Origin of the sequence: Veillonella sp. CAG:933 (genome assembly GCF_000431435.1) — a bacterium.
Classification (GTDB): Bacteria; Bacillota; Negativicutes; order Veillonellales; family Veillonellaceae; genus Veillonella_A.
This window is the reverse complement of record NZ_HF986173.1, coordinates 13,383-27,980: the sequence shown is the minus strand read 5'-3', so window position 1 is coordinate 27,980 and position 14,598 is coordinate 13,383. Positions and strand designations below refer to the sequence as shown.

13 protein-coding genes are annotated in these 14,598 nt (G+C 43.0%); all 13 read left to right on the top strand.

Features of this window, described 5'->3' with window-relative positions:
- Positions 1 to 43: 43 nt before the first annotated feature.
- Complete coding sequence (locus QZL64_RS03750; RefSeq protein ID WP_021840667.1) at positions 44 to 1,066, top strand: methionine ABC transporter ATP-binding protein; 1,023 nt, start codon at positions 44 to 46, stop codon at positions 1,064 to 1,066.
- A complete protein-coding gene (locus QZL64_RS03745; RefSeq protein ID WP_021840666.1) occupies positions 1,063 to 1,725 on the top strand; it encodes a methionine ABC transporter permease in 663 nt (220 codons plus the stop codon). The genes QZL64_RS03750 and QZL64_RS03745 overlap by 4 nt, the downstream gene beginning before the upstream one ends.
- Before the next feature lie 19 nt (positions 1,726 to 1,744).
- Positions 1,745 to 2,584: a MetQ/NlpA family ABC transporter substrate-binding protein gene (locus tag QZL64_RS03740; RefSeq protein WP_021840665.1), complete on the top strand. Its 840-nt coding sequence runs from the start codon at positions 1,745 to 1,747 to the stop codon at positions 2,582 to 2,584.
- Positions 2,585 to 2,841: 257 nt separating this feature from the next.
- Positions 2,842 to 5,286, top strand: coding sequence for a preprotein translocase subunit SecA (gene secA, locus QZL64_RS03735; RefSeq protein ID WP_021840664.1), 2,445 nt, complete (start codon positions 2,842 to 2,844; stop codon positions 5,284 to 5,286).
- Between the two features lie 88 nt (positions 5,287 to 5,374).
- Positions 5,375 to 6,482, top strand: a protein-coding gene (gene prfB, locus QZL64_RS03730; RefSeq protein ID WP_226974316.1) for a peptide chain release factor 2 whose coding sequence is annotated in 2 segments (ribosomal slippage) — positions 5,375 to 5,431 and positions 5,433 to 6,482 — 1,107 coding nt in all. Because the reading frame shifts where the segments join, the coding sequence is not laid out codon by codon here.
- Positions 6,483 to 6,497: 15 nt separating this feature from the next.
- Positions 6,498 to 7,187 carry an LmeA family phospholipid-binding protein gene (locus QZL64_RS03725; protein ID WP_021840662.1) on the top strand — a complete coding sequence of 230 codons (690 nt, stop codon included), beginning with the start codon at positions 6,498 to 6,500 and terminating at the stop codon, positions 7,185 to 7,187.
- Positions 7,188 to 7,200: 13 nt separating this feature from the next.
- Positions 7,201 to 9,243, top strand: a complete 2,043-nt coding sequence (locus tag QZL64_RS03720; protein WP_021840661.1) for a DUF5693 family protein — start codon at positions 7,201 to 7,203, stop codon at positions 9,241 to 9,243.
- The gene (gene csaB / locus QZL64_RS03715) at positions 9,236 to 10,330 is read left to right on the top strand and encodes a polysaccharide pyruvyl transferase CsaB (RefSeq protein ID WP_021840660.1); all 1,095 of its coding nucleotides are present in this window, start codon (positions 9,236 to 9,238) and stop codon (positions 10,328 to 10,330) included. Before QZL64_RS03720 ends, csaB begins: the two co-directional genes overlap by 8 nt.
- A gap of 145 nt (positions 10,331 to 10,475) precedes the next feature.
- Complete coding sequence (locus tag QZL64_RS03710; RefSeq protein WP_021840659.1) at positions 10,476 to 11,309, top strand: transketolase; 834 nt, start codon at positions 10,476 to 10,478, stop codon at positions 11,307 to 11,309.
- 1 nt (position 11,310) lies between these two features.
- Entirely contained in the window at positions 11,311 to 12,243 is a 933-nt protein-coding gene (locus QZL64_RS03705) for a transketolase family protein (protein WP_021840658.1), read from the top strand.
- 16 nt (positions 12,244 to 12,259) lie between these two features.
- Positions 12,260 to 12,946 (top strand): cell division ATP-binding protein FtsE, encoded by a 687-nt coding sequence (gene ftsE, locus QZL64_RS03700; RefSeq protein WP_021840657.1) that lies wholly within the window; start codon positions 12,260 to 12,262, stop codon positions 12,944 to 12,946.
- Positions 12,936 to 13,823, top strand: coding sequence for a permease-like cell division protein FtsX (gene ftsX / locus QZL64_RS03695; protein WP_296309262.1), 888 nt, complete (start codon positions 12,936 to 12,938; stop codon positions 13,821 to 13,823). The genes ftsE and ftsX overlap by 11 nt, the downstream gene beginning before the upstream one ends.
- Before the next feature lie 14 nt (positions 13,824 to 13,837).
- Positions 13,838 to 14,598 (top strand): murein hydrolase activator EnvC family protein (locus tag QZL64_RS03690; protein WP_369665152.1); only part of this gene is annotated, 761 nt, incomplete at its 3' end.

Below are 14,598 nucleotides of genomic sequence, written 5' to 3'. Positions count from 1 at the left end.
CATGGAGGCGGTAGGCCCTTTTTTATACAATAGGGGGGATTTTATGATTGAACTTAGGCATATTGACAAAGAGTTTATCATCAAAAAGCAACATGTTAAGGCTTTGCAAGATGTATCGCTGACGGTTCAGGATGGAGATATCTTTGGTATTGTAGGCTTCAGTGGTGCCGGCAAATCGACGTTGCTGCGCATGGTTAATGCTTTGGAAGAGCCGACTGCCGGTGAAGTCTTAATCGACGGTGTGAATATTAATGAATTATCTCACAATGAACTTCGTAAAGTTCGTAAGGGGATTGGCATGATATTCCAATCTTTTAACTTGTTGAACTCGAAAACGGTTTTTGATAATATTGCGATTCCGCTTCGTTTGAATAAAGTGGCGGAAGATGTGATTGAGAAAAGAGTCAAAGAGTTATTGGAATTCGTTAACTTACCGGACCGAGCCAATGCGTATCCGACTCAATTATCGGGCGGGCAAAAACAGCGTGTCGGTATCGCTCGCGCACTGGCGACAAATCCGTCTATATTGCTTTGTGACGAAGCGACCAGCGCTTTGGATCCGGAAACGACAGAACAAATTTTAAAGTTGTTAAAACGAATTAACAAAGAATTTAATATAACTATTTTGTTGGTAACGCATGAAATTAATGTAATCCAGGAAATTTGTAATCGCGTAGCCGTTATGGAGCATGGTCGTGTTGTAGAAATGGGCACTGTCCTTGATGTGTTCAGTCATCCAACGCAGAGCATGACAAAACGTTTCGTACAGACCGTTATTCCGGAACGCATTCCGGACAATGTGGTGGCGCAGTTAAAAGCGGATACAAGACCATATGAACTGGTGAAATTACGCTTCTTAGGTGACGCAGTAACTAAAAATGTTATCTATGAAGTAAATCGCAAGTTCAACGTGGAAACGAATATCGTATTTGCGTCGGTTAACCAATTGCAAGATTCGGCTCTGGGCATCTTTATTTTACAAGTGGTCGGTGCTGCGGCAGATTTGGACGCAGCCAAGAAATATATGTGTGATGCAGGACTGGAATGTGAGGTGATTACATTATGATGCCGGATTTGGGAGTACCGAACGAGCAAATTATCCTGGCGGCCCAAGAGACGTTGTACATGGTATTCCTGTCACTAATCATCGGGTCGATTATCGGTCTTATTTTGGCAGTCATTTTAGTACTGACCAATAAGGACGGTATTTTAAGAAATAATTACGTCTTTGCCGTAGTGAATACGGTAGTTAATATTATTCGCAGTGTGCCGTTCATCATTTTGATGGTGTTTATTTTGCCGCTGACTAAATTGTTAATTGGTACGCGTATCGGGACGACGGCGGCCTTAGTGCCTCTCGTTATTTTCATTGCGCCGTACTTGACGCGTCTCTTTGAAAATTCACTGCTTGATGTGGATAAGGGCATAATCGAAGCGGCGCAGGCCATGGGTGCCTCTCATTTTGAGATTGTTTGGCATTTTATTTTGCCGGAAGCAAAAGCATCCTTAATTTTATCGGTTACAACCGGTACAATCGGGCTTATCGGGGCAACGGCAATGGCCGGAGCTATCGGGGCCGGTGGGGTCGGTGATTTGGCGCTCACGTACGGGTACGAACGTCTAAACTTCCCGCTCATGTTGTTTACTGTTGTTGTGCTTGTTATTTTTGTTCAGATTATTCAAACTGTGGGTAATCATTTTGCATTTAAAATGCGCAATCATTGAGAAAGAAAGTAGGGGTATTATGAATTTCAAACGTTTTAAGAAGATTGGTGTGTTGTTGGCGGCTACCGTGTTAGGCGCCGTGTTATTGGCCGGTTGCGGTAATGACTCCGCAGCAGGTGACAAAAAGGATTTAGTTTTCAGTAAATCTCAGGGACCGTACTCGGAACTCTTTGAACAAGCTGTTAAACCGATTATGGAAAAGAAAGGTTACAAGATTACGGCTCGCGATATGTCCGATTTAGTACAGGCTGACGTAGCTTTGAATGACGGCGAAGTAGATTTTAACGTTGAACAGCATACAGCGTATATGAATAACTTCAATGAAAAACAAGGTGGTCATTTGGTAGCGTTAACTCCGATTCCTACAGTACCGGCCGGTATCTATCCGGGCGCTAAAACTCAGCTTAGCCAAGTAGCTAACGGTGATACTATCGCTGTTCTGAATGATGCGTCCAATACGGCACGTGCCTATGCATTACTTCAAAAAGCAGGCCTTATCAAATTAGATCCGAATAAAGATTTGGCCACTGTAACTAAAGCAGATATTGTGGAAAACCCATACAATCTTAACTTTGTAGAAATGAAGTCCTTAACAATTCCATCGGTTCGTACCGACTTTGCGTACATCGTAATCACCGGTTCTATTGTGTACAATGCTAAAATCGATCCTTCTACTGCTTTGATGAAAGAAGACATTTTACCATACTTACTCTTACAGCTCGTTGTATTGGATAAGAATAAAGATACCCAATGGGCTAAAGATTTGAAGGATGCGTATAATTCGCCTGAATTCAAAGAATACATGAAAACCCATAACAACGGTTTATGGTATGTACCTGAAAACGCTGACAACAAATAAGAATGCGTTAATGACCCCTTCAACATAGAAGGGGTCATTTTTGGTATTTGCACATAGCCGGCTTTAAGATAACGATTTTCAGTTAGTAACCCAAAAACGGGAAATACATATTTTGTATAAAATCAGTCACACTTCCGTATATAATATGTAAAAAGCTTATTACTTAAACTGTATATTTTGGTTTTTTTAGAAACTTTGTGATATAATTAATTGAATATGTATATAAGAGAATATACAGACCTAAGGAGTTGAGATATTTGTTTGGTTTTATACAAAGATTAATTGGTAATAACAGCGCACGCGAAATAAAAAAGATGCGTGCCATTGTAGATGAAATTAATGGCTTAGAGCCGAGTCTTAGCGGTTTAAGTGACAGTTCATTAGCTGCTAAGACACAAGAATTTAAGAAACGACTGGCTGACGGTGAAACATTGGATGATATTTTACCGGAAGCATTTGCGGTCGTTCGTGAAGCTTCGAAGCGCGTGCTCGGCATGCGCCATTTTGACGTACAGCTTATCGGTGGCATTACTTTGCATCGCGGTAACATCGCAGAAATGCGTACCGGTGAAGGTAAGACCTTGGTAGCTACGTTGCCGGTGTATTTAAATGCCTTAACCGGTAAAGGTGTGCATGTTGTTACGGTCAATGACTATTTGGCAAAACGTGACAGCGAGTGGATGGGTAAATTGTATCGTGCCCTTGGTTTGAGTGTTGGTCTTATTGTAGCCAATCTCGATTACAATCAACGTAAATTGGCTTATGCTTCCGATATTACGTACGGCACCAATAATGAATTCGGGTTCGACTATTTGCGTGATAACATGGTTATTCATGCCGAACAGATGGTACAGCGTCCGTTGAACTATGCCATCGTCGATGAAGTTGACTCCATCCTCATCGATGAAGCCCGTACACCGCTCATCATTTCCGGTCCCGGTGAACGCTCTACGGACAGCTATTATACGTTGGCAAAAGTCGTACCGCAATTGGTAGCCGGTGAAGATTATACGATTGATGAAAAGCAAAAAACAATCGCACCGACTGAATCGGGTATTGCCAAAGTTGAAAAAATGCTTAAAATCGAAAACTTATACGATTCGGCCAACTTGGAGTTGAATCACTTGTTAAATGCCTCTTTACGTGCTTATGCCATGATGCATCGCGATAAGGATTATGTAGTTAAAGACGGCCAGGTTGTTATCGTTGATGAATTTACCGGTCGTTTGATGTTCGGTCGTCGTTATTCCGACGGTTTGCATCAGGCCATTGAAGCCAAAGAAGGTCTTAAAGTTGAACGTGAAAGCCAGACTTTGGCATCCATTACGTTCCAGAACTACTTCCGTATGTATGAGAAATTAGCGGGCATGACCGGTACAGCTAAAACGGAAGAACAGGAATTTAACAATATTTACGGTTTGGAAGTATATGAAATTCCACCAAATAAACCTTTACTTCGTAAAGATTTGCCGGACTTAATTTTTAAAACTAAGAAGGCAAAATATAAAGCGGTTGTTAAAGATGTGGTAGAACGCCATAAAAAAGGTCAGCCTGTATTGGTAGGTACTACTTCGATTACACAATCGGAACAGTTAAGTGATATGCTTCTTAAGAGTGGCGTACCACATAATGTGTTGAATGCTAAACACCATGAAAAAGAAGCGGAAATCGTAGCCAATGCCGGTCAGCGCGGTATGGTAACGATTGCCACTAACATGGCCGGTCGCGGTACAGATATTTCTTTAGGCGAAGGTGTGGCTGAACTTGGCGGTCTCCATATTTTGGGTACCGAACGTCATGAAAGTCGCCGTATCGACAACCAGTTGCGCGGTCGTTCGGGTCGTCAGGGCGATCCGGGCTCCAGTCAGTTCTTCTTATCCTTGGAAGACGACTTGATGCGTATTTTCGGGGCCGATAATATTTCCGGTATGATGGATAAACTTGGTATGGAAGAGGATGAACCGATTGAACATTCCTTGATTACTAAATCCATTGAACGTGCTCAGAAGAAAGTAGAAAATCATAACTTTAATATTCGTAAATATATTTTGGAATATGACGATGTTATGAATCAGCAGCGTGAAGTTCTTTATGATCAACGCCGCAAAATCTTGGGCAATGAATCGTTGCGTGACACCATCATGGAAATGGTTGATTCCTTAGTAATTAAAGCTATGAATCAATATGCCGATGAAAAATTATATCCGGAAGAATGGGATTATGAAGGTCTATTAAAACATTTAGAACTTTTCTTCTTAGAACCGGGACAGTTTACGGTGGCTGAAATGGAAGATTTGGGCCGCGGTGAATTGCAAGAACGTTTGCTTGCTATTGCGCATGAAGAATATGATAAACGAGAACAACTCATTGGCGAAGCCAATATGCGTGAACTCGAAAAAGCAGTTATGCTTAAAGTTGTGGACAGCAAATGGATGGAACATTTGGATTCCATGGATATGCTCCGTGAAGGTATCGGCCTTCGTGCATACGGTCAGAAAAATCCGCTTGTTGAATACAAATTTGAAGCGTATGATATGTTTGAAGCTATGATTGAAGCCATTCAGGAAGATACGATTATGTATCTCTATCGCATTCGTATCGAATTGAATGACAATGTGATTGAAGAAGAATCAGCTGCAGATCCCCTGGCCAATGCGCAAACCCATCATGATGATGTGTTGGAACCACAAAATGTAGATTAGAACACGCAGAATGGTTCGTTGCCGGGAGTTATTTTCGGCGCGGCCATTTTCTGCTTTTCAGTAGTATTATCAGAAAGAGGTGAATAGATTGTTAGAGGATTTAAAAGGCCCTATTGACAATTTAGAGGAGCGTATTTATGGAATGAGGGATTCACTTTAACATCGCTCAGAAGGAAGATCGTATATTTACGTTAGATGTTAAAATGAGTGACCCTGAATTTTGGAATGATCCGGAATCGGCAAAAGAAATTTCCCAAGAAGCAACCCAGCTTAAAGATGCCGTAGAAGGTTATAAAGCATTAGTCGGAGAGATTGAAGACTTAAAGCTTATGCTTGATATGGCCATCGATGAGCAGGATACATCCATGGAAGCAGAACTTAAGACTCAGGTTGAACACATTACGGAAGAAGTGGAACGGCGTGAAGTATTATTGTTACTTAGCGGTGAATATGATACAAATAATGCCATTTTAACTTTCCACGCCGGTGCGGGCGGTACGGAAGCTCAAGACTGGGTATCCATGCTGATTCGTATGTACTTGCGTTGGGCCGAGCAACACGGCTTTGCCATTACCATGATGGATGAACAGCCCGGTGATGAAGCGGGTATAAAAAGTGCCACTTTCCTCATTAAAGGGGAAAATGCTTTCGGCTATTTGAAGTCTGAAAAAGGGGTACATCGTTTGGTTCGTATTTCGCCGTTCGATGCGAATGCACGACGCCATACATCCTTTGCGGCCGTTGATGTAATGCCGGAAATTGATGATACCGTAGATATTCATCTGGATATGAAGGATGTACGTGTCGATACCTATCGCGCCAGCGGTGCCGGTGGTCAGCATATCAATAAAACTGACTCCGCCATTCGTATGACCCACATTCCGACGGGCGTAGTAGTCCAATGTCAGAGTGAACGTTCACAGATTCAAAACCGTGAACAAGCGTTAAAACTGTTGCGTGCCAAATTGTTTGAACTGGAATTGGAAAAACAAGCGGAATTAAAAGAAAAGATCGGCGGGACCTATCAAGCTATTGAATGGGGCAGCCAGATTCGTTCTTACGTATTCCATCCGTACAATTTGGTCAAAGACCATCGTACCGGTGTAGAAACAGGGAATATTCAATCCGTTATGGACGGTAATTTGGATGCCTTTATGGAAGGGTATTTGAAGAAAGAAGCTAATTTGAAAATATAGGAGACGATTACAGAAATGAAAAAGTTTATCGCCTTTTTAGTTGTTGTCATAGTAGCTATTGTAGTAGCGGCACAATTCTTTTTGCCGAGTTTTGTGGCTAACAAACTGGAACAGGAAATTAACAATAAATTACATCCTGAAACAATTTCCTTACCCATTGAATCTTCACCGGCTATTGCCATGGTTGGCGGTCGCGTAGATGTTATGCGTGGTGTTTTGGAAAATGTAAAATTAGGCAATTTAAATTTTGCCGATGTTCATATGGATGTAAATAATTTAGAATTCAGTCCTATCGCTTTATTTATGAACCAGACCATGGAAATTCAGCAAATGGGCAAAGGTGAAATGGAAGGTACTGTTACAGCTTCTGACTTGAAAGACTTCATGGAACAAGCTGTAAAAGGTCTAACCATTCAAGATGTAGTGATTAATTCTGACGGTATTGAAGTAGTCGGGTCGGTGGACATGGGCTTTGTGCGTGGCACTGCCAGCATTAAAGGCAACTTGGAAATCAAAAACAATGCCCTCGTATTCTCGCCGCAGCGCTTTGAAATTAACGGCGCCGGTATCGGTGGGTTAAATGCTTCCGTATTAAAACAGATTACTATTTATGACTTTGCGGAATTCCCAATTCCTGTAAAAGCCGATCGTATTGAAACAGAAAATGGAGAACTTCATTTGTTTGTCAATCCGATAAGTAAGTAAGAAAGGTGTTACTGTGAAGGAAACTAATAGAAAAAAGAGAAAACATTCTTTAGTCCTTATTGCGATTATTATTATCGGTTTGTTGGCCGGATTATTCCTGGTGCAACAGCGTCATCAAGTGGAAGAAGCCCAAAATCAGATCGAAAATATAGTCGACTATGATGCTGTATTGAGAGCTTCTTCTTTTGAAAAGCGAAGTACGGCTGACGCCTTAAAAGCCTTAAAAGATGCAGGCGTTACAGGGATGGCCATTTATGACCGTACACTTACCAAGGCTCGTGATGCCGGTGAGATTTTAGTCTATCATGGTGAAGATGCGGCTATTATGCAGTTCTATGGACCACAACCGCAGCCGGGTTACACCTATATCGTAGCGGCGCCCGGTAAGGAAGGCTACTTCAAAGAAATTCACGAAGATTTGGTTCAACGCTTAGGTAAGGATAAAGTAGGGGTTATGTACTCCAACCGCGGTCCTGTTTTGGCGTTGTCACAGCCGTACGAAGCATTGATGGATATGAATTTAAGCATCTCCCGTTTACAGGCCGAAGAAGTAAGCCGTCAGGGCTTTGACGTTATTGTACGTCCTACTAACTTTAAACAGGTTACCCGTGAAAATGTTGACCTCGTGTTTAGTCGTTTGGATGGTATACCTAATGTAACGGGCATGGTTTTTGTAGGCAAGGAAGCGTTAGGCTATCCTAATTTTATCGGCCTTACTAATGAATATTTGCATAATTTGCGTATTCCGGTTGTAGGGATTGAAGCGGTAAATCAATTGCAATATGAAAATCAGGTCGGTTTTAACAATGACTTAGCCGTAGCCGATGAATACAGTGTTGGTCGCTTATATACAATTGCTAAGGACGAGTTCAAAAAATTACCACCTGAAGAAGTGGCGCAACGTTTTTATATCAGTGATATTGAACGTAATATTCGCTTTAACTTATTGCCGATTTATGAAGAAGGCAGCGATAATAAGACGGCCTTAGAATCAAGTATTACGTACATGAAATCGCTTAAAGAGAAACTGGAAGATCGCGGCTTTACCTTTGGTCGTGCTTCTATTTATCCGCCATATACACCGGGACCAATCGCAGTTGTGTTGACCATGGCCGGTGCCGTGGCCTTCTTTACCTTTATGGTTAATTTACTCTTGCCGATGCGTAAGCACCGTCAGTTAGTATTAAACTTTACGTTGCTGTTAATTACAGTAGTACTTTATACAGTAACGGGTGGCACTTTAATCACTCAAATTTGGGCCTTAAGCACAGCGATTGCGGCACCGGTTGTGGCCATTATCCTCATTATGGATTGTTGGGTACGTCGGGCTGACGGACCGGCTGTAGGACCTTGGCGTGCTACATTGGAGGCGGCGGTTTACCTGGTAGGGGCTGCTCTTATTGCGGCTATCGGTGGTATTATGATTGCCGCTATGCTCGGTAATACCCGTTTCTTCATGGAATTTGCTTTATTCCGCGGTGTTAAATTAGTATTCGTAGCACCGATTATATTGACCGCGATTGCTTATTTACAGCGATTTCCGCTTTGGCAAGGCCGTACGATTGATTCCTGGTCTGAATGCCGAAGCTTTATGAAATCTTTCTTGACCTTGGACGTTAAGATTTATATGATTGCTATTTTTGCTATGCTTGGCGTGGTTGGCTGGGTCTTTGTGGGCCGCAGCGGTCATACAGCCGGTGTGCCGGTGCCGGGCTTTGAAATTGCCTTACGCCGTTTCTTAGAAAATACATTATATGCTCGTCCTCGTGAAAAAGAATTTTTAATCGGTCATCCCGCTTTGATGTTGGCATCTTTTGCCCTCTTGCGTCGTTGGCCTATGGTTTTACATTTCTTATTTACGATTGCCGGGGTTATCGGTATCGGATCCATGGTGGAAACCTTCTGTCATTTGCGGACGCCGGTTATGATGTCCATTGCACGCGGTTATGACGGCCTTTGGTTAGGCGTTGTTTTCGGCGTGGTGGCAATTTTAGTATTCCGCTTCTTAGCTTATGTGGTTACATGGGCTCGTAAACGGGAGGTAGCTAATGACTAGACTTGTTATCTCCGGTTATTACGGGTTCGGTAATGCAGGTGATGAAGCCATGTTGGCTGCTATTTTGGAAGCTATTTTAGAAGTAGTACCGGATGCGGACATTACCGTTATTTCCGGCAATCCAGGTCACACCGCAGCCAATCACGGCGTCAAGGCTATCGGCCGTTTTGACATGTTTGGTATTTTAAATGCCATCGGTCGCTGTGATTTATTGATTAGCGGTGGTGGCAGTTTATTGCAGGATGTAACGAGTAAACGCAGCTTATATTACTATTTAAGCATTATTACTTTGGCCACGAGTTTTGGTAAACGGGTTATGCTCTATGCACAGGGCATCGGCCCGCTTCGCCGTAAACGAGCACGTCAGATTGTCGGTCAGGTATTGAATAAAGTCACTATGATTACTGTCCGTGATGAGCGTTCCAAAGCGGAATTGCTCGATATGGGGGTAACTAAGGTGCCTATTCAGGTGACCGCCGATGCAGTGTTGGCCATGCATCCCGTAGATAAAACTATCGGACGACGCTTATTAAAACCGTATCAGTTGTCCGGCGTACGTTATCGCGTAGGTGTATCGGTGCGCAATTGGAAGCAATCGATTGCCTATCGCGGCGAATTGGCTAAAGCACTCGACCGATTGCATGAGGAATTGGGCGCCCAAGTGGTATTCATTCCCATGCAGCATCCGGCGGATACGCAAGAAGCTATGGCCATTAAAAGCCTTATGAAGAGTGAACCGGTAGTGTTGGAACGCATGTATAATACGACCGAGCTTTTAGCTTTGGAAGGTTGTATGGACGTTTTAATCGGGGTTCGCTTACATGCTTTGGTTTTTGCGTCTTTAATGGAAAAACCCGTAGTAGGCATTTCGTACGATCCTAAAATTACCAATTTCTTACAGATGATTGGTCAGGAGCCGGTTGGTACTTTGGATGAAATCGAAAGTGATACCATATACGCGGCGACGGCCGGTTTTCTTGAAAACTCCGCATTACAGCAACAGGTGGTACAACGCATTATTAAGCTTCGCGAAGAATCACTTAAAAATGCACATATTGCTTTGTCGCTCTTGGATACGCCTAAATAGTATACATATGCCGGTTGCTTGGCTTATAGGCGGCACTGGCAATTATATGGCTAAAGGTTTACAATAATATTGTTTTATATCGAATATTTCGTTAGAATTCAGAAATCTGCGTTACTTATTTTCCTAAAAGGAATGGAGGGTCTTTATGACAACATTAACAGCTGAGCAGAAGTCGTTAGTTCAAGAAAAGGCGACTGCAATTCGCGTAAGCATTCTCAAAGCCGTAACCGCCGCTAAATCGGGACATCCCGGTGGTTCTTTATCCATTGCGGATCTCATGGCGTTACTGTATTACGTAGAAATGAACGTTGATCCGAAGAATCCGAAAGACGGCAATCGTGACCGTTTTGTATTATCTAAAGGCCATGCAGCGCCGGCTTTATATGCCACGTTAGCAGAAAAAGGCTTTTTTGATAAAGGTGAATTGGAAAATTTACGTAAAATTGATTGCATGTTGCAAGGCCATCCCGATATGAAACATACACCGGGCGTTGATATGTCTACCGGTTCCTTGGGCCAGGGCATTAGTGCCGCATGTGGTATGGCATTGGCCGGACGCATCGACAAAAAAGACTATCGTGTTTTTGCCGTACTCGGTGACGGTGAATTGGAAGAAGGTCAAGTTTGGGAAGCCGCTATGTTTGCCGGTTTCTATAAACTTAATAATTTGACTGCTTTCATCGACTTCAACGGTCTCCAAATCGACGGTGATATTCGCGAAGTAATGTCGCCGTTACCAATCGCGCCTAAGTTTGAAGCTTTCAATTGGAATGTAATCGAAGTCAACGGTCATGACCTTGATGAATTACACAATGCCATTGAAGCCGCTAAAGCTTGTACCGACAAACCGACAGCAATCGTGATGAACACTGTCAAAGGTAAGGGCGTTAAAGAAATGGAAGGTCAGGCAGGCTGGCATGGTAAGGCGCCGTCCGCTGAAGAATATGAAAAATTCGTAGCAGAATTGTTGGAGGTGTAAGATGGGTAAAGCAACACGTGAAGCATATGGTAATGCCTTAGTGGCTGTTGGCGCCGCTAACGAAAATATAGTTGTATTAGATGCGGATTTATCTAAATCCACTAAAACGGATAATTTCAAAAAAGCTTATCCGGATCGTTTCTTTAACGTAGGGATTGCGGAACAGAATTTAATCAGTGTCGGTGCCGGTTTGGCAGCAGCCGGTAAAATTCCGTTCGTGTCTTCGTTCTCTATGTTTGCTACGGGGCGTGCTTTTGAACAGGTGCGCAATGCCGTATGCTATCCTAAATTAAACGTAAAAATCTGTGCTACTCATGCGGGGATTACGGTAGGTGAAGACGGGGCCACTCATCAGAGCCTTGAAGATATTGCCTGCATGCGTGCTATTCCTAACCTTAAAGTAGTTGTTCCTGCCGATGAAGCAGAAACTACAGCGGTTATTAAATGGGCTGCCGATTATGAAGGTCCTGTATATGTTCGTTTAGGCCGTGCCGGTGTAGACGATGTAACTCCGGAAGGCTATGAATTTACACCGGGGAAAGCTGTTGAACTCGTAGGCGGTAACGATGTAACGATTATTGCGTGCGGTGCTTTGGTAGGTCCTGCCGTTCAGGCCGCTAAATTATTGGCTGAACAAAATGTAAAAGCTCGTGTACTCAACATGGCATCCATTAAACCGATTGATGCTGACGCTATTGTGAAAGCAGCTAAAGAAACCGGTGCCATCGTAACAGCTGAAGAACATAATATTTATGGCGGTTTAGGTGCTGCGGTAGCTGAAGTAGTAACGGAATTTGCGCCGGTACCGGTTATTCGCATCGGCACGAAGGATACATTCGGTGAATCCGGTACACCTAAAGAATTGATGGCCAAATATGGTCTTACAGCAGAAGATATCGTGAATGCTGCTAAAACAGCGATTGAACGAAAATAGTAAAGGAAGTTAATCAATGATTCAATTTAACCATGTCAACAAAGTGTACGACAATGGCTCGCTGGCTTTGGATGACGTAACTATACATATTGAGAAGGGTGAGTTCGTACTTATCTGTGGTCCTAGTGGGGCTGGGAAATCCACGTTTATCAAACTATTATCACATGAAGTAGTACCTGATTCGGGAACCGTTATCGTAAATGACATGGAAGTCTCTCATTTGAAAAAACGGAAAATTCCGTATTTACGACGTCGTTTGGGCATTGTGTTCCAAGACTTCCGTCTTTTGCCAAACAAAACGGTAGCGGAAAACATTGCCTTTGCACTTGAAGTAATTGAAGAAAAACCGAAAGTTATTAAGGAACGAGTTGCCGCCGTATTGGATATGGTCGGCCTCGGTCATAAAGCTGATGATTTACCGCAGGATTTGAGCGGCGGTGAACAGCAGCGTGTAGCCATTGCCCGTGCCATCGTTAATAAACCGTTAGTGCTCATCGCCGATGAACCGACGGGTAACTTGGACCCTAATACCAGTAAGGGGATTGTGGAATTGTTTAAAACAATCAACAATTCAGGGACAACCATCGTTATGGTAACGCATGATATGGAAATGGTTAGATATTTAAATAAGCGGGTTATTGCATTGGAAGATGGCCGCGTAATCAGTGATAGAATGCGAGGTGCTGAATTCAATGAAGCTTAGAACGTTTAGATACTTTGTGAAAGAGGCTCTCAAGTCTATGAGCCGCAACGGTCTCATGACTTTGGCTTCCATTTCCACAGTAGCATTATCTTTATTTATTCTGGGGGTTTTTACTACCGGGGTTGTAAATCTCAATAATTTGGCTTCCAACTTGGAAAGTCAGGTAGAAATTAGTATTTATATGAAAGACGGCTTGACTACCAACCAAGTTATGGAAGTCGGTAAAAAACTAAAAGCCTTACCAAAAGTTAAAAATCTGGAATTCGTCAATAAAGACGAAGCGATGAAGCGTTTTAAAGAACGCCTTGGCGATCAGCAGGGCTTAGTAGCCGCTTTGGACGGCAATAACCCATTGCCATCGGCCTATGTGATTACTTTTGAGGACCCGGAAGAAGTAAAAAGTACGGCTAAATTAGTAGCTACGTTCCCTGAAGTGGAAAGTGCTCATTACGGACAAGATGTAATCGAACAGATTTTCAAAATGACTCAGGTTATCCGCATCGGTGGTATTGCCCTTATTGCCTTCTTGGCAGGGGCGACCTTGTTTATCATCTCCAATACGATTCGCCTTACCGTATTTGCCCGTCGTAAAGAAATCGGTATCATGAAATATGTAGGGGCCACCAACTGGTTCATCCGTTGGCCGTTCCTCATTGAAGGTATGTTGCTCGGTTTTATCGGCGGCGCTATTGCGACGGCTTGTGTTTGGGAATTCTATCACTTCATCACCCTTGAAGTGGAAAATTCCTTGGCATTCTTGCCGTTAGTACCGATGTTCCCATTCTTCTATGACTTGAGCGCTTTTTTATTGGGCGTTGGTGTCTTGGTAGGGGCTATCGGTTCCACTATTTCGTTGAAACAGTATATGAAGGTATAAGAGAAGGGTTGGGTATGGCAAATAATAAATTATCCATGCGCATCGCGGCCGTTCTTTTAAGTACCACCATGTTAGCCTCCGTACCGCTTAGTACTATTTATGCCGAAGACGAAGATTTAACGAATCAGCTCAGCGGCATAGAACAGCAAATGCAAGAAGCGGGCAATCGAAAAGCCAATGCGGAAATTACGATTACGAATGTGTCTGAACAATTGCATCAGATTCAGGTGGAATTGGATCAGGCTACGGCTAATTTAAAAAGCTATGAACAGCAGCGTATGGCTGTAGAAAATGAAATTGTTAAGAATGAAAAATTGTTAGCCGAAGCGCAAGCTCGGTTGGCAACACGGGAAGGCGTCTTCAATAAGCGTGTCCGTGATATTTATATCAACGGTCGTCTCAGCTATTTGGAAGTTATCATTGGGGCCAAAGACTTCAGTGATTTCGCCAATCGCGTTGAAATGTTGCGACGTATTATTGATGCTGACATTAAATTAATCAGCAGCATTAAGACGGAACGTGAAGAAATTGCGCAACGGAAAGCCGAATTGGAAGCAGATCGTGCTAAAGTTGTAGAATTGGAAAACAAAGCACGTGAAACGCAAGCGGTTATTCAGAAGAAAAAAGATGAACAATCCGCTATTTTGGCACAGGCTCAAAATGATAAGGCTGTGGCTGAACAGATGCAGGCTGATTTACAGGCTTCCTCTGATGCTATTCGTGCTATGTTGCAACAGCGTGCAGCTGAACGTGTTGCCGCAGCGGCCGCCGCAGC

Coding starts and splice junctions, on each gene's coding strand:
- QZL64_RS03705 (WP_021840658.1), top strand. CDS start 11,311: ATGGGTAAAGCAACACGTGAAGCATATGGTAATGCCTTAGTGGCTGTT.
- QZL64_RS03745 (WP_021840666.1), top strand. CDS start 1,063: ATGATGCCGGATTTGGGAGTACCGAACGAGCAAATTATCCTGGCGGCC.
- csaB (WP_021840660.1), top strand. CDS start 9,236: ATGACTAGACTTGTTATCTCCGGTTATTACGGGTTCGGTAATGCAGGT.
- QZL64_RS03725 (WP_021840662.1), top strand. CDS start 6,498: ATGAAAAAGTTTATCGCCTTTTTAGTTGTTGTCATAGTAGCTATTGTA.
- ftsX (WP_296309262.1), top strand. CDS start 12,936: ATGAAGCTTAGAACGTTTAGATACTTTGTGAAAGAGGCTCTCAAGTCT.
- QZL64_RS03740 (WP_021840665.1), top strand. CDS start 1,745: ATGAATTTCAAACGTTTTAAGAAGATTGGTGTGTTGTTGGCGGCTACC.
- QZL64_RS03750 (WP_021840667.1), top strand. CDS start 44: ATGATTGAACTTAGGCATATTGACAAAGAGTTTATCATCAAAAAGCAA.
- ftsE (WP_021840657.1), top strand. CDS start 12,260: ATGATTCAATTTAACCATGTCAACAAAGTGTACGACAATGGCTCGCTG.
- QZL64_RS03710 (WP_021840659.1), top strand. CDS start 10,476: ATGACAACATTAACAGCTGAGCAGAAGTCGTTAGTTCAAGAAAAGGCG.